Raw genomic sequence first — 19,057 nt, 5'->3', positions numbered from 1 at the left:
AGATCAGTTACAATATCTGAGTTTCAGCAAGCCATAGAGTCAAATTAAGAGAAAGTAGATTGTAGAAAAAAGTACAAGTTTTTGGTACATGGGCTACTTTATACTCCGCATCACAGCTACAAGTTTACCATTTGATTCTATTAGACATATTTATTGCGTTAAAGGAGTGTATGTAAACACCTGAATTCATTACAGAAACTAAAACATTGCAAGATAGTAAAAATATTATGTTTAAACTAGTTTGACTTATATTATATACTGTGGATAATATATCATCTATTTATAATTATATTAATATAAGTAAAATGTTATAATCTGGAGGGCAAGTAGTTATGCTAGGTAATCAGGATATAAACTACAGTTTAATTTCTGCGGTTCGTGAAGGAAGACTAGAAAGAGCAAGGGAGTTAATCAATTCTTTTGGGCTGTCTTACTCACAAGCATGGTCAGAAGGATATGTTTTACTTTGTGATGCTGTTAAGAACAAACATGCAGCAGTTGCTAAGCTACTTTTAACAAGCGGTTCTAAAGTTAACAGCAAAAATAAAAAGCCTTCTAATACTCCTCTTCATTTTGCTGTTATAAATGGTGACATAGAAATTGTTAAGATGATTCTAGACAAAGGTGCTAATATTAATGCTAAAAATCAATATGGTAGAACTCCACTTCACAATGCAATTGAAAATAAGAAAATGGAAGTTACTGAATTACTTTTAAAGCATAGAGCTGATGTTAATGCCAGAGACAATAATGGTACAAGTCTACTTCATGTTGCAGCTGAGATAGGATGTTTACAAATTGTTGAGCATCTTTTAAAATATGGAGCTTATGTTAATTGTGTGTGTACTTCAACATGGAAAAAAGGTTATGCACCACTGCACTTTGCTGTTGAAAAAGGTAGTAAAGAAGTTATCACGTTGCTTTTAAGTAGAGGTGCTAATGTTGATGTTAAAGGGGAAGATAGTATAACCCCTCTTCATATTGCTGCTAAGAAAGGATATATGCATATTGCCGAAGATCTTCTAAACCATGGTGCTTGTACTCATTCTTTCACATTGAAGGAAGGATATACGCCACTACATTTTGCTTCTGAACTAGGCAATGAAGAAGCTGTGAAATTATTCTTGAATAAAGGTGCTGATATTAATGCTAGCACAAATGGTAATTTAACGCCGCTTCATATTGCTACCAAAACAGGACGTAAAATAGTTGTAAAACTGCTCTTACAACATGGAGCTAAAGTTGATAATCAGGATAAAGATGGCAAAACCACACTACACCTCGCTGTTGAAAAAGGATATTTAACAATTGTTGAGGATGTTTTAAGGTACTGTCCTGATATTAATTTAATGATCAAAGTAACAGAAGCTCTCTTAAAATCGCAGTGCACGGCTATGGAGAAGAGTATAAAAAGATTGTTGAGGCTCTTCTAGAATATGGCCTTATTGTTAACCCAGAAGATGCAAATAATCCTAAGTTATTACATGCTGCTGTTGAAAAAGGATATTTGAAAATTATTGAAGACCTATTAAAGTATGGTGCTGATGTTAATACGTTATACAATTCAACATTTAAAGAAGGTTTTACACCTTTACATAGTGCAGCCAAAAACAAACAGGAAGAAGTAGCTAAATTGTTGATAAGCTATGAAGCTGATATAAATGCTCAAGATAAAACCGGAAAAACTCCAATATTTTATGCTATTGAGAATGCCGATTTAAAAGTTACCAAGCTACTTTTAACTAATAGAGCTAATATAAAAGATAGTCCTGATCTATTGAATATTGCTGTTAAGAAGGAATGCATAGAAATCGTTGAAGCTCTTTTGCAACATGATGCTGATATTAACGCTAGTGACAAATATGGAAGAACAGCATTGCATTTTACTGCTTTAAGTGAAAGTGAAGGTTTTTTTGGATTTCTCACTAATGAAGATCCTGATATTAATATTAAGGGAGAAATTGCTAAACTGCTTCTGAGTAAAGGTGTTAATGTAGATGCTCAAACTAAAAATGGTGTAACAACACTTCATGCTGCTATTCAAAAAGGATATGTAAAAGTTGTTGAAGCTCTTTTGAAATACAATGCAAATGTTAACTCTGGAGTAAAAAGTGACATTACACCGCTCCATCTTTCTGCTCAAAGAGGAAATGAAGAAATTAGCACGATGCTTTTGAATAAAGGAGCGAATGTAAATGCTAAGCAAAAGGATGGAATCACTGCACTGCACATTGCAACTCAAAAGGGTCATAAAGAGGTTGTAAAAGTATTGCTAGAATGCGGTGCCAAAGTTGATTCTAAAATTAAAAGTGACATTACACCACTGCACTTAGGTGCTAAAAAAGGTTATCAGGAAATTATTGAGACTATCTTGAAATTTGGTGCTAATATTGACTCTAGAGATGAGTATGGCAGAACAGCACTTCACATTGCTTCTCAAGAAGGACACGTAGAAGTTGTTGTCACTCTTCTGGAGTATGGCTCTGATATTAATATTACAAGTAGAAATAATCATACACCTCTTGATCATGCTATAGCTGGAATAAGGTCGTTCTATAGTCAACTCAACAACTATAGCTCTGATGATGATGGTTATTACGATCCTGATCGTGGTGTCTGTTCGTGTGAAGTAACTGCTGAAGCTCTGAAACGCCACATAGTTAAAATGAAAACCGCAAATTTATATGTAAGTGAAAAAAATTTACTATCAATGAGTATCAGTGGTGAAATAAGTGGTTTTCAGGATGAATGTGAGGAAGAAATAGCAAGCATGAAGAGTGAGAAGATTAATAATCCTAACATTTCATTTTATGATATCTTGGCAAAAGGTACAAGCTCATTAGCAATATATATGAGGAATGAAAATATAGTGCAGGTTTTAAAATCAGACGACTATAAAACAAAATTTCCAATATATGCTAGTATGATCGAAAGTCATTTCAGAAAGGGTATGGAAAGAAAAGAGTTACTTGAACAAGGCAATAAAATTTTCCATTTTCTCTTTAACAATTTTCCTGAGTTACCATATGACTGTACTGAAAAAATATTTAGTTACCTGAGTAACGAAGACTTAAGAATTTTGATGGATGTTTGTAAACCTCTTAGCATCAGTAATCCTAATACTAATATTAACGATGTAGTGATTACCTCAAGTACATCTCAAGTACAGTACGTTTAAGTTAAGGAAAAATAGCAGAACAAGCTACTTTCAACATTAAGTAATGGCTTTAGTAATTTAAAGATTATTTTAAAGGTTTTATGGGAATATTCAAAAAAGTATACGTGTCAAGTTAAGGGAAAATGAGCAAATTTAGTGCACTCAAAGTTGGGGAATATTAAATAAATCATTGGAGGTAAGTTTGAAAAGTAAAATACTTATCAAATGAAGATGAAGAAAATAATCGCAGAAATGGGAGGAATGTAATAACTCTACGTACTACAATTAATCTAGTTTATAGCATTACCCATGGTAATCCAAATAAGATTTTTTTCTCATAATCAAGTCATAGTAAATTGGAACAACTTTTCACATCTAACAAAAGCTCTGACTTTAGATTTAGGGTTGAAATTAGTAAGTAGAATGATTACGTAATGCATATATTAGTGAAAGGAGGTACAACATGAGTAATATAGTTCATTCAAATAAAAACAATAACCGTGATAACTTTAGTGTAAGAGGACTACAAAGAGCCGTTGATAACATATTTGATAGCTTCTTTACAGGATGGGACTCAGAGCTTTCCAGAAGAGGTAGTAGTCTATTACCAGCTTGCGATTTTTATGAAACAAAAGAAAGCTATTGTCTCTCGCTAGAGCTACCAGGTATTTCCAAAGAAAGCATAGACATTAGTATATCTGGCGACAGCTTAATAGTGAAGGGTGAAAAGACGTGTAATAACGAGTCAAAAGATAAGCAGTTTTACCATCGAGAAAGATACTATGGATCTTTCTATAGGTCTATTCAGCTTCCAGTAAATGTAGAGCAAGATAAAGTGTCTGCTAATTTTTCAGATGGAGTATTGCACGTAACCATACCTAAGTCGGAGAAACATATCAAGAGAATTGATGTAAAGTAACCAGTAAGTAATAGCAGGGTTCTAGTTTGAGGCTTGCTACTTTAAATTATTTAGATGGAATGTAATAAAGTTCAATTATCTTTTCTAGATCTAAATTTTTGTCTTAGCGTATTTATTATACAGATAGTGTAAAGCCTTTGTTAAGCTTACATATTGTCAATAATCTATTAATAACTCTTATGGTATAATTGACTTTGAAGAAAGAGGGAGTATGAGTGAGGCAAATCCAATAGTTACATTGAAGGCTAAAATTAAAGAATTTGGTTTTAGTGAATTAAAGGCTGGTGAGAGCAATAAATCAGCAAACTCTGGTGAAACAATGTATTTCGATTTTCCAAGAATGAACTTTGTTATTAATGGAAAAATTATAGATACAGTTTTAACCTCTGCGTTAATGGAAGGAGCTCAATATCGCAAAAGCAACCTTTTTAATAGTTATGATATATACAGTACTGAAACCGCAAGAGAAAAACAAAGAGAAATAGATACAGATTATGGTAGAGCTTTTGTTGATTCAGTCCTCAAGGATCTTGAAAAGGAACTTGCACATAATGCGTTATGTGAATTATGGAAAAGTCACTGCAAAAATTCTGAAATTCCTGATTATCAGAAAACCACCTCATATGGGAAAGATTTTGAGAGATTTTACAATGCTGGAAGAGAGCATCTGCATCTATTACTAAAAGTAGGAGATGAGAATAAGAACTATCGCCCATTTGTAAAAGAAGTTTTTAAGGAAATGTTCCAATACGCAGAAGCAAGTGTTCCAAATGACTCTATTTTAGAAGAAATAATCACTAATTGTAACCAAGCGGGGTATGAATTTGCTGTAAGCATCCCTATTCTTGAAAGTTCACTCTTGGAATATGGATTAAAAGGGGAATATAGCAAGAATAAAACAATGTGTATTGATTGTGCTGACCCAATCAGTACAAAAGTAAAATCTGATATGTTAGTGTCCATAACGAAGTTTGATAACCCAGGAGAAAAAATATGCGATCTATCGACTTCACTTGAATTTGTACTTGAGTCTCAAGATGGTAAAGATGGTGTAACCTATAAAGATGGCAAATTATTACTTACTATTCCTAAGGAACTAAAAAATTATAAAGGGGAAAGTAGAAACTTGTTTGATATTATTAAAGAATATTTTCAAAAATTCTGCGAAAAATTAGGATTTAAATTCGAGATAAAAACACAAAAAATAGAGCATGATTTGGACGATTCGCTGAAAGTAAATAGTCATCTTGAAAGCCTAAGACCACCTATTTGTAGTAATAATTATGCTCTTGGTCATTAAGTACTTTAAACCATAAGCTCAAGTTAGAGAGAATGGCACAAATGTTATTAAACAATAAAGTATCCGTTCAGGAGAGTGGTTTAAGAAACAATAGATAAGAGGTTTTGGAAAGGATTGAGACCCCTTTGTTTCCATGTTAAGTATAACGAAATTATCCGTTCAAGGAAGTATCCGTTCAGGAGAGTGGTTTAAGAAACAATAGATAAGAGGTTTTGGAAAGGATTGAGACCCCTTTGTTTCCATGTTAAGTATAACGAAATTATCCGTTCAAGGAATGCATTTCCCCGCTTTGATTGTGTAAAATACGAATTTTTGCGGTAAACGACATAATGCCGTATCTGCTGTTCAGCATGGTTGTTTGTCAGCGGAATGTTTTTTGGGTCATCTAAAAAATTCCACATCATTCTTTCAGATTTCAAAATATTTTTCGCAACTCGAGAGGCTCCAATTGCTTCAGGTAAGTAGGATATTTCCTTCAAGTAATACCTTGTACGTTTTCGCAACTTTCTGGCACGTCTGGCAAATCTAAAAACATCTATCTCATTTTTTAGCAAAGCCTTTTTTAGTGCAAATAATTCAGTAGCTACATTTCTTAAGTAACAGCCAAGAACTTTGACTTCAATATTCCAACTATGCGCTAATCTTTCAAAATCCCTTGCTAAGTGTGCCCAGCAGATTTGCCTTTTTTCATCAGCAAAGTAATTGTATACTGCGTACCTGTCGGTTACCACTAAGCTATTATGATTGCAGCATGCGTTATTTTTTAAAACTTTCATTCCTCTTGACTCTGTCAACTTCACAAAACTTGCCGTATTGCTTGCAAACATCCAACACCAAGCGAGTTTACCTTTGTTATAATGGCTCGTTTCATCAATATGTAGAACTTTACTCCTACTTATCTCTTGTTCGATCTGCTCATACATTTTTTTGCATTTTGAAGCAACTCTATGTTCACTATTTGATATGCTAACGACGCTTATGTTCAAATTGAAGATATCATTTACGACACTCGCTATTTCGCGTTTTGAATTTTTGTAGAATCCGCTGAACGCTGCAATTATTGACTTAACCCTTGGACCAAATGTATCTGACGTAACACCTTCTGGTAACTTACTGCTTCTTCTTTTTCCGCATCTCCGGCAACGACCATGCTCCATCTGATATTCCACTACATAAGGCCTAATTTCCGGAAGATCAACTTTTTGATGAATGTACGGTCCATTGCATATTGCAATCCCTCCTCCGCATTCACAAGTAGATGACAACTTTACTTTTATCACCTCATCTGCATCCATTTTGGCGCGAAAACTTCCTTTATGACCAACCTGACCACCAACGTTTCTGTCGCTCTTTGGCTTGTCCTTTTTTATTTTGTACAACTCTCTAGAGCTTGGTAGAGATGAATTTTTCGAGTTTAAACCAAGCCTTTCCTTTAATTCAGCGTTCTCTATCTTTAAAGCCTTGTTCTCTGCTTTTAAACTTTCATTCTCCCTTTCCAGCTTTTCTATTTTTGCTTCTAACTTTTCTATTTTTTGCTGTAAATTTTTGCAAAGCTCTAAAAGGTTTACCACATTACCTCACTTTTGCTCTATGATTATCTTTTTAGATCACCTTGTCTACCTTATTCTGCCACTCCGCTGAACGGATACCAAGCAATGTGTGACTATTACGCCACCTAAAAAAATAATCATACACTGTCTTCCATAGAGGAAAATCTTTTGCTCTACTGGCAAATACCTTTCATTATGTATTGTATAACATTAATAATTGTTCTTATTTTGTGCTTTCTTGGCCACACCTTGTGCAACTCTTGGCTCAAGAAATTTCCATTCTTTGTCACTTACATCACCTGGATATATTTTTTACTGATCCTATCATATTATCTTCCTGATTTCCTTTCAAGATATGTTCTAAAAAGTAGAATCCGTTCAGCAGGGTGACAAAATAAGATAGAAAAGACAGCCATAGAAATAAATGGTGTCATCCCAATATGATGCTTTCTCTGTCATCCCAGTACTTGACACTGGAATGACACCATTTTTGCTTCGATATTTACACATTAGCCATGCATCTGAACGGATACAAAAGTAGAATTTAGAATTCTATCTAAAAGGATACCGAAAAAGAGCAGGAGTCCTATCTGGGAATTATTTTTAAATATGGACATGCATTGATTAGAATCGTCTGGATTGAAATTTTTGTGTTGGTGGTGAAATATGAATCCTATGGCAAGTAAAGCAATATAAAAGATGTTATTTAATGATGATAGTATACCAGCGTACAACCATGCCATTAAGGATATTAAATAAAATCTTTTCAACCAAGATTTTGTTGTATTGCCAAAATATAATGCAGTAGATTTCATTCCTAATTTCTCATCATCTTTTTTATCTTGATGAGCGTATATAGTATCATAACTAAGCGTCCAAAAGACGCATCCTATATAAAATAGCAAGGATTCTATGCTAATCTGGTTTGTTATTGCTGCTGAACCCATGAGTGATCCCATGTTGAAAGTAAACCCTAAAAACAATTGTGGCCACCAAACGTAACGCTTTAGCAAGGGGTAGATAACTATCATGCACATTGAAATTATTCCAAGTATAAGAGTAGTTTTATTGGTTAATAATAAGATTACCAGGGCAATAGACAGTAACAGTGAAAGTAAAGCCAAAGCCTGCTTTATGTTTAATGCACCACTTGCAAGTGGCCTATATTTTGTTCGTTCAACGTGCGCATCTATTTCTCTATCGAAGATATCATTGATTATGCACCCTGCGGGTCTCATTAAAAATGCACCTATAGTAAACAAAACAAGGAGAAAAAGAGCCTGATACGATAGAGAAGTTGAGGCTAAAAGAATGCTGCTTAAGCTAGAAAATAGCACAAGCCATAAACCTGTTAAACTGTGTATTCTCATTAATGAGAAATAATGGTTGAAATACATTAATTAAGTGTGATTATGTAATATTTTGCTTACATTGACAAAATTATCGAATGCTAAATCAGGCTTAAAAACTAACTCAGGTATAAATCGCAAATCAACATAACACAATATAGATTTACGTATTGACCATGCAGATTGGTTCATTTCATTAACAACAGTGCTGATATCATCATTATCATTTTGGATGTTTAATGAAGATAACACAATATATACATCTGCTTTCTTCAAATCTTTGCTTAGCTTTACATCAGATACTACTACTTTTTCATTAAGAACATTACCTTCCATTAAGACTTTTGATATTGCCCTATGTAATACCGATGCTACTTTTAGATTTCTAATTTCCTTTTTCATATTCAACTACTATAACGTCCTTTCTTCTTGCACTAATTGATAAGCTTCCAAAATGTCTCCAACTTTAATATCGATATTACCCTCTAGCGATATTCCGCATTCAAAATTTACACCCACTTCTTTAACATCATCTTTAAATCTACGTAGTGCTTTTAACTTTCCTTCATGCACCAATTTGCTGCCACGTACTACCTTAATTAAAGAATCTTTTTTTATAACTCCATCAGTGACATAACATCCGATTATATTACCGGCTTTGGATGCATTAAATATTTGCCTTACAGATGCAGAACCAACACGAACCTCTCGTGTAACAGGCTTTAACATTTTAGTTAGATACATCCTCATGTCTTCAATAAGCTCATATATTATATTGTAAGTATGTATTTCTATACCTTTTTGTTTTGCTAATTCTCTTATTTTTGAATCCACTTTTACATTAAAAGCTAAAATTACTGCGCTTGATGCTTCTGCAAGCAGCACATCTGAATCTGTTACTCCTCCTACTGCTTTGTGTAGAATATTTAATTTCACTTGCTCTTTACCAAGCTTATCAATTGAGCTTGATATTGCTTCAATAGAACCAGTGACATCGCACTTTAAAACTACAGATAGTTCTTCTGTTTCACTATCATTACGACTGAATATATCTAAATTACTGTCGTCTAAATCTTCTTGCTTTTTCTTGATTAATTCTAACCTGTATTCAACAATTTCACGAGCCTGCCTTTCAGAGTTTACAACAACAAATTTATCTCCAGCATTTGGTACACCATTTAAACCAGTAACTTCAACTGGAGTAGAAGGTAGTGACGCTTTTTCTCTTTGACCAAGGTGATTAACCATACTGCGTACTTTGCTGTATGTTGTACCAACTACCAATATGTCACCAATCTTTAATGTCCCTTCTTCAACTATTAATGTAGCTGATATTCCTTTAGCTTTATCTATTTTGGACTCTATTACCCATCCAAGTGCTCGACAATCCTCTATTCCTTCTAGCGTCATTAATTCAGCAATTAATAAAATTGCCTCTTCTAGTTTATCTAAGTTGATTTTCTTTTTTGCTGATACTGGCACAATTATAACATCACCACCAAGTTCTTCGGGGATGAGGTCATACTGAGGCAAACTATTAATTATTCTTTCTACATCGCCAGGTTGTGATTTATCAATTTTATTAATGGCAACTATAATAGAGACATTTGCTGCTTTTGCATGGTTTATTGCTTCAACTGTTTGTTTCATGATTCCATCATCAGCTGCAACTACTATCACAACTATATTAGTAATATTGGCACCACGTGCACGCATTGCAGTAAACGCCTCATGCCCTGGTGTATCAATGAAAGTAATTTTTTGCTTATTTTTTGTCGTTAATTGATAAGCACCTATATGTTGAGTGATGCCACCTGACTCTCTTTCTGCAACATTGGATTCACGAAATGCATCAAGCAATGATGTTTTACCATGATCCACATGTCCCATAAAAGTAACGATAGGTGGTTTTGGTCTTTTAGGTAAGTTTTCTCTGTTGCTTATGAAGAGTAAATTCTTTTCTTTATCAGCATCACTTACTCGTTTAGCCGTATGATTAAATTTTTTTGCTATTTCGCATGCTATATCTGGATCTACTAGATCATCTACTCTATAGCTCTCCCCAACTTCTTCTTTGAGCATTTTTAGCACACTCTTGCTATCTTCTGCCATACGAATAGATAACTCCCTGATAGTTATTTTGTCTGGTATAATAACTTCTCTTGCTATATTTTTACCCTTAGTAAACTTTGATTGTTTACTTCTTATACCAAATTTTTGCTTAAATACAGGGAGGTGTTCATTTCTTTCATCTATTGCCTGTGTAATTACTAGCTTAGAATGCTTAGAGTATATATCTTTGCTAGCTTTAAAAGACTTTTTATCATTGTTCTCATATTCAATACTATCTTCTTTTTGTTCAACTGAGTTAGTATTACTTAAAACTTCCTTATTTATTTCTTTAGGTACAGAGTGTGATTCATTTTTATCTTCAGCTTCTTGATTGCTTTCTTCTTTTTTTATTTTCTCTTCTTGTTCTCTCTGATTCCTTTCTTTCAGCAAAGTAGCATTCTGTACAGCATTAATGCGGGAAATTTGTTCTTTTTCAGTTAAAGAGCCTAATTTACTCTCGTCAAATAAACTATATTCTTCTGCAGAATGAATTTTTCTTCTTTTTTTTACTATTGTAGTACCAGTACTTTGACTATCTAAAGAGTTTAAATTAATGTCTAATTTAAGCTTGCTTAAGCCTTGTAGGGTTAATTTTTTATTACTGATATCTTCATTATTCATATTGTTTTTATATTAATCCAAGCTTTTTACGTGCTTCTATGATTATTAAATCTGCTGTATCTTTTAGATTGTCTTTATTATTAGTTGAGGAAGAGAGTATGCTACAAAACTCATAATTTGATAAATCTGCTATGTCCTCTAAAGTTTTAATATTATGTTTACTAAGAGCAATTTTATTATCTATTGATAAGGCTAAGTTGATTACATCGTCTTCCATACCTAAATTTTTTAGCTCTTCTATTTTTCTATCATTCTCTGCTTTCAGGTAATTATTTGCTCTATTATGAAGTTCATTTGCAATATCTTCATTGAAGCCCTCTATTGAAGCAAGTTCCTTAATTGAAGTGTTAGATATATCTTCTACACTTGAAAAACCTTCTGTTACCAATAATTGGCCCATAATCTCTTCTAAGTTTAAAGCTTCAGCAAATAAAACTGAACATTGACTAAATTCTTTGTTTCTTCTTTCTGATTCTTGCTGAGTGCTTAATATCTCAATTTTCCATCCAACAAGCTCTGAAGCTAATCTTACATTCTGACCCTTTTTTCCTATAGCTAAACTCAATTGATCTTCAGCAACTATTAACTCTATACAATTTTCATTTTCGTCAATAATGACCTTTGATACTTCTGCAGGAGTAATGGCTTTAATAACAAATTGACCCAAATCTGATGAGTAATGTATGACGTCGATTTTTTCACCGTTTAATTCGTGTATAATAGTTTTTATTCTATCTCCTTTAACTCCAACGCAAGCACCTACTGGATCGATATTCTTATCAGATGAAAAAACAGCAACTTTAGATCTTGAACCAGCGTCTCTAGCTATACCTTTAATTGTTATCAATCCGTCAGCAACTTCTGGTACTTCTTGATTCAACAATGCCTCTAAAAAGCCTTCATGAGTCCTAGAAAGAATGATTTGACGTCCGTCGTCAGAGCGCTTAACAGCCTGTATGTAAGCTTTAACCTTATCGCCTTCACGAAATGACTCACCACCAATTAAGTTTCGTAAAGGGAGGTATGCTCCAATTCCGTTTATGTCTATAATAAGATCTGAATATTCTACTTGTTTAACGATGCCATACCTCATTTCTCCTACCTTATCTTTAAATTCCTCATATTGCTTTTTTAACTCTTCATTTTTGATTATTTCAGAAATCTTTTGCTGGGCAATTCTTGCTGAAACAAGATCAGTGTTAAGAGAAATCAACTCACTAATAGTATCTCCAACTTTTGCATCTTCTTTTATTAACTTAGCTTGTGTCAACTTAATTAAGTCACACTCATTTTCATTTGATTCATCATTAATGACTTTTAGTTGTCTATATGAGGTAACTTTGCCTGTGTTTCTATCTATATTAACTACAATTTTACTTTTGCTACCATACTTTTGTTGAGCTACTGCTTCGATAGCACTTTTAAGTGCATTTATTATAATATTAAAATCCAAACCTTTTTGAAGTGAGAGCTCTCCCGCTGTTTTTATTACATCAAGGCTTCCAACTATGTTATTCTTGTTGCTTTTCTGCTTAACACTGCTTTTACGATTAGCAATCATATAAATAAATCCAATTTAATTAGTTATAATTATAGCTTCAACAGGTAAAGAACGCTATCTTAAATGTTAAATGATTGCTAATTTAAGTCAAGTTTTTTCATGTCTTTGTATGACAAGCAACGCCGGAGTAAAGAGTAAAGTTAAGACCGTTGCAGCCAATATTCCACTTGCTATGGTTGCTGAAATATCAACCCACCACTGGCTTGATGGAGCATCATATGTGATTTGTAGCGTAAAAAAACTGATATTTAACCTAGTAATCATAGGTATTAAACCAAGAACTGTAGTTGCAACGGTAAGTAGTATTGGCCTGATGCGAGAAATTGAAGCGTTTATTATACATTGCTTAATGTTATTTTTGCGCACCTTAATTTGCTGATGAAAGGCATCAAGCAATAGTATATTATTATTCACTATAATTCCTGCTAAAGCAATTATCCCCACTCCACACATGACAACTACAAAAACTTTCTGAATAAGAAAGAAAATGAAAAATACACATGTTGTTGATAAAAACACTGCTGTCATTACGATAAATGTATAGTATATGTTGTTAAACTGTGCCACTAGCACCAATATCATCAATGTAATTGCTAATATAAAAGCCTTTAATAAAAATGCTCCTGATTTTTGTTGATCTTCCTTATCACCTTTGAAATCAATCTTTACTCCTTTACTACAGTCTTGAGTAATCGAATTTTGAATGAACTTAACTCTTTCATCAACAAGATAGCCAGTATCAACGTCAGCAGAGATTGTTACTGTGCGTGATCCATCAATCCTACTTAGTTTATTTGCCTTTTTTTCGGGAACGTATTTCACTATGCTACTCATAGAATATGGTCCATTTGCTGTATTAATAAAAAGGTTATCTATAGTTTTCATGTTGCGATTCTTTCTGGGAAAGCGTAGTACAATATCAATTTCTTCATCTGCGTTATTTGGTCTATATTTTCCAATTAATACTCCATTTGTAACCATCTTTATAAAATCACCGATGGTTGCAACACTTACTCCAGAGCTTGTAGCCTTACTCTTATCAATACTCATATTCCACTCTATTTCAGGTGCTGATCTACTATCTTGAATATTTATAAATCCAGATGAAGGTTGGTCCATAATTTTTAGGATTTTCTCTGCTACTGAATTCAAGTTGGATGCACTTCCGCTTAAGTTAATTTGTATTGGCTTGTCAGCTGATGGTCCTGACTTTTGTTCCTGTACATCAATTATTACTCCTTTTATGTTTTGTACACTACTCCTTATATCATTTAGTATTTGCGTAGCTTTGCGCCTGCAGCGCCAATCTACAAGTTCCAATTGAATTTTGGCAATAACGTTGTCTGAAAATTTTCCTGATCGAGCATAAAAAACATAAATTTCCTTTTCAACACCCAAAATACGTTCTTCTACTTTCTTAAGTATCAAATCTCGTTCTTTGGCTGATAAGCTTTCTTTTACTTTAACGCTGATTAAAATGTTATCTGAATCTACATTCGGAAAGAACTTTAATCCAGGACCAAAAGTAAAATATAATATACTAGACAAAAATAAAACAAACACAACAACACATACAAATTTTTTGGGGTGATCTAAGACTTTCTCTAACATACGTACATAAGTTCTTATTATAAGCCCAGTATTTTTTATCTCACCACTTTCTATAGCACTCATTCTTATTATTTCTTTTTTTGAAGTTATGGAAGGTTTACCAAATATTGCACCAAGTGTTGGTATAAAAACCAAAGCCATAATTAGCGATCCAGTTAAAGTTAGAATTATTGTAATTGGTATGTACTGCATAAATTTACCGACTGTATCGGGCCAGAGTAACAGAGGGAAAAACACTGCTAATTTAGTCAATGTTGATGATAAAACTGGATAAAACATATCATGAACTGAGGTGCAAAAGGCTTCTACTTTATCCATGCCACAAATCATCTTTCTATCAGCATATTCGCTGATTACAATTGCATCATCAACCAGCATGCCAACTGCCATAATTAAACTGAAGAGCACAACTATATTTAGAGTAATACCCATGAGGTAAAGAGCCATTATTCCTATTAGAAAGGAGCCAGGTATTGATAGTGCAACAAGAATAGCAGCCCTTGTTCCCATAAAGAGCATTATTATGGTTAATATTAGTAATACGGCAAATATTATACCATTTTCCAAGTCGTCAAGCACATCACGTACATTTTTTGACTGGTCATTCAAATAAACTACTTTTAAATTTTCAGGTAATTGATCTTTTGCTTTGTCCATTAAGTATTTTACTTGATTTACCGTGTCTATTATGTTTTTTCCATTACGTTTTGAAATTTCTAGTACAATGCTAGGTAGTCCATTAATACGAGCAAATCCTTGGTGATCCTCAAACCCAAGTTATACTTTTGCTATATCTTTGATTCTCAAAACTGCATCACTTTGAGATCTAATAGGAATATTCATAATATCTTCTATGTCTTTTAATAACCCTGATATTTTAATCGAATATTTACCGGTATCATTTTCTAGTGATCCGGCTCCTACCAATCTGTTGTTGTTTGATATAGCTTGAAATATCTCATTTGATTGAATGTTATATTTTGTTAGAACTGTGGGCTCAATTATAATTTCCACTGTTTCTTTACGCATACCTGCTACTTCAACTTTAAGAACATTTGGCAGAGATTCTATTTCTTTCTTTAGTTTGCGTGCTATTTCAGTTAAAGTTCTTTCCGGCAAATTACCAATCAAGCCAACGTTTAGTATCGGAAATAAGCTCAAGTCTATTTCATTGATTATCGGAGATTCTGCTTCAATAGGTAATTTTGATTTTATGTTTAAAAGCTTTGAACGGACATTATCGAGCACTTCTTTATTATTATACTCTGTTCTAAATTCGATTATCATGTGAGCACCATCATTAGTTGCAAAAGCTCTCAATTCTTTTACACCTTCGATGGATCTTAGTTCATTTTCTATAGGAAGCACTAATAGCTTTTCACTATCCTCGACAGAAATACCAGGAAACCCGACAAATACACTAATTATAGGAATCTGTATATCAGGATTGCTTTCTCTTGGCATCTTTATATAAGTGTATGAGCCGAAGGTAAAAATCACGATAAGCAATAATATTACTGTTCTATTCCTCTCTACAAGTAAGCTTTTCATGCCAAACATTATACGTATTTATATCATATTATAGCTAAGATAAATTATATATTAATTAATCCTCATATAGCTTTATGTAAATGATTAAAATTTTTACAGTTTTGCAAGCGTAAGAAAATTTCTATATAATATGACTTTAGTATGGTATTTGAGGGATTATTATGGTAGCAGTTTTAAGTGTGATAGAAGGCAAGAATAAAGTGATCATATCTGGGTTGGTTGGTGTTTCATCAACTTTAGTATTTTTAACAGTGATTCACATTGCTGCAAAGATAGCCATTATAGTTACTGCTGCTGCAGTTACTTACGCATTACTTTCATTGCTTAATAAAGCAGGAGCTAAGTCTGTTAAAACTGATGATATGTCAGAAGATGAAGGGTATAGCAGTGTTGATGAAGGTGAAGAAAAAGATACCGTAAAAGAACCAAAAAGAACTGAAACTGAGCTAGAAGAAGAATTAAAAAATAAAAGAGCAGAAGAAGAAATGAAAAATGGACTACCTAAACATATGGATTTCAAAGGTAATTCACTTTCTAAAAGTGCTGATACTACAGATAGTCATTTCGTTTCTAGTGCTACAAATATTGTTATGGAACCTTTACCTAAACACATGGATGCACTTGGTAATCCACTTCCTGAGCAGCCACCGAGCAACCTTACCAATATAGGGCTTGGATCATCTAAAAGTACGCAGAAACTATCTGCTGCAGACTTGCTATTACAGTATGGGAATGTAAATAATGATGTGAGGAAAGTGCTAGAATGGCCAATTACCTCAAAGGAGTTTAATGGGTTAGGGTTTAACAGGTAGTTGCTATATCAAACTCTCCATCTTATATTGAGGATCAGATGCAATGCCATACACTCTATTTGGCGGAGCAATTTTGTTCTCTATACCAAAAACTATACCTTCAATTATTGCTGTGAGTACTTTTTCAAGGTTACAATCTGCTCCAGGAACACGGTGCTCTAGGCGGCATCTTTTGGAATCGTTGCCAAAATAGGGAATTCTTATCGCAGCAGTTCTGTTATTCACTCCCCAACTAATCGTAGTTGGAGTATGAATATCTGGGTACTGAAATCTTAAATATGAATCATCATTTGGAGCAAAAAACAACATATGTTTTTTCATCATTGCACATAATCCACCTATGCTGTGAATCAGGTGGTCACTATATTTTTGCTTATTGCCATAAAATAAGTTATTATTATTTGAATCCATGAGGCTAACATGTACATTTAGTGCGCTGCCTGCTCTATCCAAATAAGGTTTTGCTTTAAAAGAAACATTACCATCGAACTCTTTTGCTGTTCCAATCAGTAATTTTTTTACTAACTCAAAATGCATAATTAAATTATCAGGACTCGTATAACAATCACTTTTTATCTCGTATTGGTTTAAAGAACTCTCTTTCTCACAAAAAAATCCAAGAGAAGCTATTTTATTTTTGATGCTATTCAGAAATAAATATTCTTTTTTTATTCCCTCAGTGTAAAACTCCAGTTCAATACCGAATACAGTATTATGACTCAAATTACTTAATATAATCACAAATTTACTTCAATAAATTTATACTAAATCAACTATATTTATACAAGTACTTTACTTATTTATCAGTAAATTTAATATCTTATTTATACATAATATATTACTATTTTTTAATAACATACTTCTAATCCTCGGTACAAGAGACATTTACAAATTGATTGTTTTTATTTCAAAAAAATGATCAATTTTAGTGCTTTTATACTCTTTACAACTCGTCAAAAAATCCTCATAATTTTAGATATGTATTAAGTAGTGTTAGCTTTTTATCTTACAGTAAGCTATTGATTATCTTGCATCTTTCTGATTATTGTTCTTTCTTGGTGTGGTATATGAACTTAACTAACCCTAAGGTTTCTACTATGTTTTTTGATCAGATTATTACAGTAACGGACCACAATGTTACTTGGGAAAAAATCCAAAATTATCTCCATAATCTCTATGGAGAAGCAACGTATAACAGCTGGCTGAGTTCACTAAGATTTATCAGCAACAGAAATGGAGAAGTTTTGTTGTCTGTACCAACAAGATTTATAAAGGAGTGGATTACAGTTCACTACATGGAAAAAATATTGTCATTATGGCAAAGCGAAGATCAAAGTGTATGTTCTATTGATATTCAATTAATTGAAGAAAGAAATTCAAATTCTAATACGATACTAAAAAATAGAGAGGAAAATAATCATAATCTTGGTTCACCACTAGATACCAGATTCACTTTTGATAATTTTGTGGTAGGAAAGTCAAATGAGTTAGCATTTACAGCGGCAAAGCGTGTAGCGGAATCTATAGATCCAATATCAGGAAGCAACCCTTTATTTCTATATGGTGGAGTGGGACTTGGTAAAACACATTTAATGCATGCTATAGCTTGGGACATAGTTAATTCTCCGTCAGCAAAAAGAAAAGTGGTATATTTATCAGCAGAGAAATTTATGTATCAATATATTACGGCGCTGCGGAGCAAAGATATTATGTTATTTAAAGAGCAATTTAGATCAGTAGATGTATTGATGGTAGATGATGTGCAATTTATCAGTGGTAAAGATAGTACACAAGAAGAATTTTTTCACACTTTCAATGCATTGATAGACCAAAATAAACAATTGGTTATATCAGCTGATAGGTCTCCTAGTGATCTTGATGGAGTAGAAGAAAGAATAAAATCACGACTTGGTTGGGGATTAGTTGCAGATATTAATGAAACGACTTTTGAATTAAGACTTGGTATATTGCAGGCGAAAGTGGAACGAATGAATATGTATGTTCCAAAGGATGTCCTAGAATTTTTGGCAAGGAATATAAAATCCAATATAAGAGAACTAGAAGGAGCATTAAATAAGGTTGCTCATACCTCTTTAATTGGAAGAAGCATGACAGTAGAATCAGCTAGTGAGACCCTAATTGATCTTCTTAGGTCAAATCATAGGTCAATCACAATAGAAGAAATACAGAAAAAAATAGCTGAATTTTTCAATATAAAGATTGCAGATATGCAATCTAATAGAAGGCTCCGCAGTCTTGCGAGGCCGAGACAAATAGCTATGTATTTCGCAAAGAAGTTTACGCAAAAAAGTTTACCAGATATTGGAAGAAATTTTGGTGGTAGAGATCATGCTACTGTTATACACGCAGTCAAACAAGTGGAAAATTTCATAAGAACTGACCCAAAATTTGCTGATGAAATCAATCGATTAAAAAAGATGTTTAAGTAGCACTTTATTAATGACAACCAGGCTGTTTTCATTTTTTTGATCAAATATCTTTTTCAAGTAGATT

The 19,057-nt window shown here is 33.2% G+C and carries 12 protein-coding genes and 1 pseudogene; 6 read left to right on the top strand and 7 right to left on the bottom strand.

Features of this window, described 5'->3' with window-relative positions:
- Nucleotides 1–332: 332 nt before the first annotated feature.
- The 4 genes from ONG75_RS02060 (at nt 333) to ONG75_RS02045 (ending at nt 5,376) form a co-directional block, all read left to right on the top strand.
- Nucleotides 333–1,433 (top strand): ankyrin repeat domain-containing protein, encoded by a 1,101-nt coding sequence (locus tag ONG75_RS02060; protein WP_264375636.1) that lies wholly within the window; start codon nt 333–335, stop codon nt 1,431–1,433.
- On the top strand, nt 1,385–3,178 hold the full coding sequence (locus ONG75_RS02055) for an ankyrin repeat domain-containing protein (RefSeq protein WP_264375635.1): 1,794 nt from the start codon (nt 1,385–1,387) through the stop codon (nt 3,176–3,178). Before ONG75_RS02060 ends, ONG75_RS02055 begins: the two co-directional genes overlap by 49 nt.
- 442 nt (nt 3,179–3,620) lie before the next feature.
- Nucleotides 3,621–4,076, top strand: coding sequence for an Hsp20/alpha crystallin family protein (locus tag ONG75_RS02050; protein ID WP_174516806.1), 456 nt, complete (start codon nt 3,621–3,623; stop codon nt 4,074–4,076).
- Nucleotides 4,077–4,287: 211 nt separating this feature from the next.
- Nucleotides 4,288–5,376 carry a hypothetical protein gene (locus tag ONG75_RS02045; protein ID WP_264375634.1) on the top strand — a complete coding sequence of 363 codons (1,089 nt, stop codon included), beginning with the start codon at nt 4,288–4,290 and terminating at the stop codon, nt 5,374–5,376.
- A 188-nt stretch (nt 5,377–5,564) separates the two neighbouring features.
- Here ONG75_RS02045 and tnpC read toward each other — a convergent pair whose 3' ends face one another.
- The 6 genes and pseudogenes from tnpC to ONG75_RS02015 all read right to left on the bottom strand — a co-directional run bounded on the left by tnpC (nt 5,565) and on the right by ONG75_RS02015 (nt 15,731).
- On the bottom strand, nt 5,565–6,947 hold the full coding sequence (gene tnpC, locus ONG75_RS02040) for an IS66 family transposase (RefSeq protein ID WP_264375454.1): 1,383 nt from the start codon (nt 6,945–6,947) through the stop codon (nt 5,565–5,567).
- 488 nt (nt 6,948–7,435) lie between these two features.
- On the bottom strand, nt 7,436–8,323 hold the full coding sequence (gene ubiA / locus ONG75_RS02035) for a 4-hydroxybenzoate octaprenyltransferase (protein WP_264375633.1): 888 nt from the start codon (nt 8,321–8,323) through the stop codon (nt 7,436–7,438).
- Nucleotides 8,324–8,326: 3 nt separating this feature from the next.
- A complete protein-coding gene (locus tag ONG75_RS02030; RefSeq protein WP_006015187.1) occupies nt 8,327–8,677 on the bottom strand; it encodes a ribosome-binding factor A in 351 nt (116 codons plus the stop codon).
- 9 nt (nt 8,678–8,686) lie between these two features.
- Nucleotides 8,687–11,008: a translation initiation factor IF-2 gene (gene infB, locus ONG75_RS02025; RefSeq protein ID WP_264375632.1), complete on the bottom strand. Its 2,322-nt coding sequence runs from the start codon at nt 11,006–11,008 to the stop codon at nt 8,687–8,689.
- Between the two features lie 7 nt (nt 11,009–11,015).
- Complete coding sequence (gene nusA / locus ONG75_RS02020; RefSeq protein ID WP_010407241.1) at nt 11,016–12,569, bottom strand: transcription termination factor NusA; 1,554 nt, start codon at nt 12,567–12,569, stop codon at nt 11,016–11,018.
- Nucleotides 12,570–12,656: 87 nt separating this feature from the next.
- Nucleotides 12,657–15,731 (bottom strand): annotated as a pseudogene (locus tag ONG75_RS02015) (efflux RND transporter permease subunit).
- Between the two features lie 161 nt (nt 15,732–15,892).
- Here ONG75_RS02015 and ONG75_RS02010 point away from each other — a divergent pair.
- Nucleotides 15,893–16,543 (top strand): hypothetical protein, encoded by a 651-nt coding sequence (locus tag ONG75_RS02010; RefSeq protein ID WP_264375631.1) that lies wholly within the window; start codon nt 15,893–15,895, stop codon nt 16,541–16,543.
- Between the two features lie 3 nt (nt 16,544–16,546).
- Here ONG75_RS02010 and ONG75_RS02005 read toward each other — a convergent pair whose 3' ends face one another.
- The gene (locus tag ONG75_RS02005) at nt 16,547–17,284 is read right to left on the bottom strand and encodes a type I glutamate--ammonia ligase (RefSeq protein WP_264375630.1); all 738 of its coding nucleotides are present in this window, start codon (nt 17,282–17,284) and stop codon (nt 16,547–16,549) included.
- A 326-nt stretch (nt 17,285–17,610) separates the two neighbouring features.
- Here ONG75_RS02005 and dnaA point away from each other — a divergent pair, with 326 nt between their 5' ends.
- Complete coding sequence (gene dnaA / locus ONG75_RS02000; protein WP_012481713.1) at nt 17,611–18,993, top strand: chromosomal replication initiator protein DnaA; 1,383 nt, start codon at nt 17,611–17,613, stop codon at nt 18,991–18,993.
- The last annotated feature ends 64 nt before the right edge of the window (nt 18,994–19,057 follow it).

This window comes from Wolbachia endosymbiont (group B) of Sphaerophoria taeniata (assembly GCF_947179355.1).
GTDB lineage: Bacteria > Pseudomonadota > Alphaproteobacteria > Rickettsiales > Anaplasmataceae > Wolbachia.
Note: the sequence above shows the minus strand (reverse complement) of the source record. Positions and strands in the feature narration are given on the sequence as shown.

Excerpts from the sequence above, each read along its gene's own strand:
- ONG75_RS02060 (WP_264375636.1), top strand. The coding sequence starts at position 333 with ATGCTAGGTAATCAGGATATAAACTACAGTTTAATTTCTGCGGTTCGT.
- ONG75_RS02050 (WP_174516806.1), top strand. The coding sequence starts at position 3,621 with ATGAGTAATATAGTTCATTCAAATAAAAACAATAACCGTGATAACTTT.
- ONG75_RS02045 (WP_264375634.1), top strand. The coding sequence starts at position 4,288 with ATGAGTGAGGCAAATCCAATAGTTACATTGAAGGCTAAAATTAAAGAA.
- ubiA (WP_264375633.1), bottom strand. The coding sequence starts at position 8,323 with ATGTATTTCAACCATTATTTCTCATTAATGAGAATACACAGTTTAACA.
- ONG75_RS02030 (WP_006015187.1), bottom strand. The coding sequence starts at position 8,677 with ATGAAAAAGGAAATTAGAAATCTAAAAGTAGCATCGGTATTACATAGG.
- infB (WP_264375632.1), bottom strand. The coding sequence starts at position 11,008 with ATGAATAATGAAGATATCAGTAATAAAAAATTAACCCTACAAGGCTTA.
- nusA (WP_010407241.1), bottom strand. The coding sequence starts at position 12,569 with ATGATTGCTAATCGTAAAAGCAGTGTTAAGCAGAAAAGCAACAAGAAT.
- ONG75_RS02010 (WP_264375631.1), top strand. The coding sequence starts at position 15,893 with ATGGTAGCAGTTTTAAGTGTGATAGAAGGCAAGAATAAAGTGATCATA.
- dnaA (WP_012481713.1), top strand. The coding sequence starts at position 17,611 with ATGAACTTAACTAACCCTAAGGTTTCTACTATGTTTTTTGATCAGATT.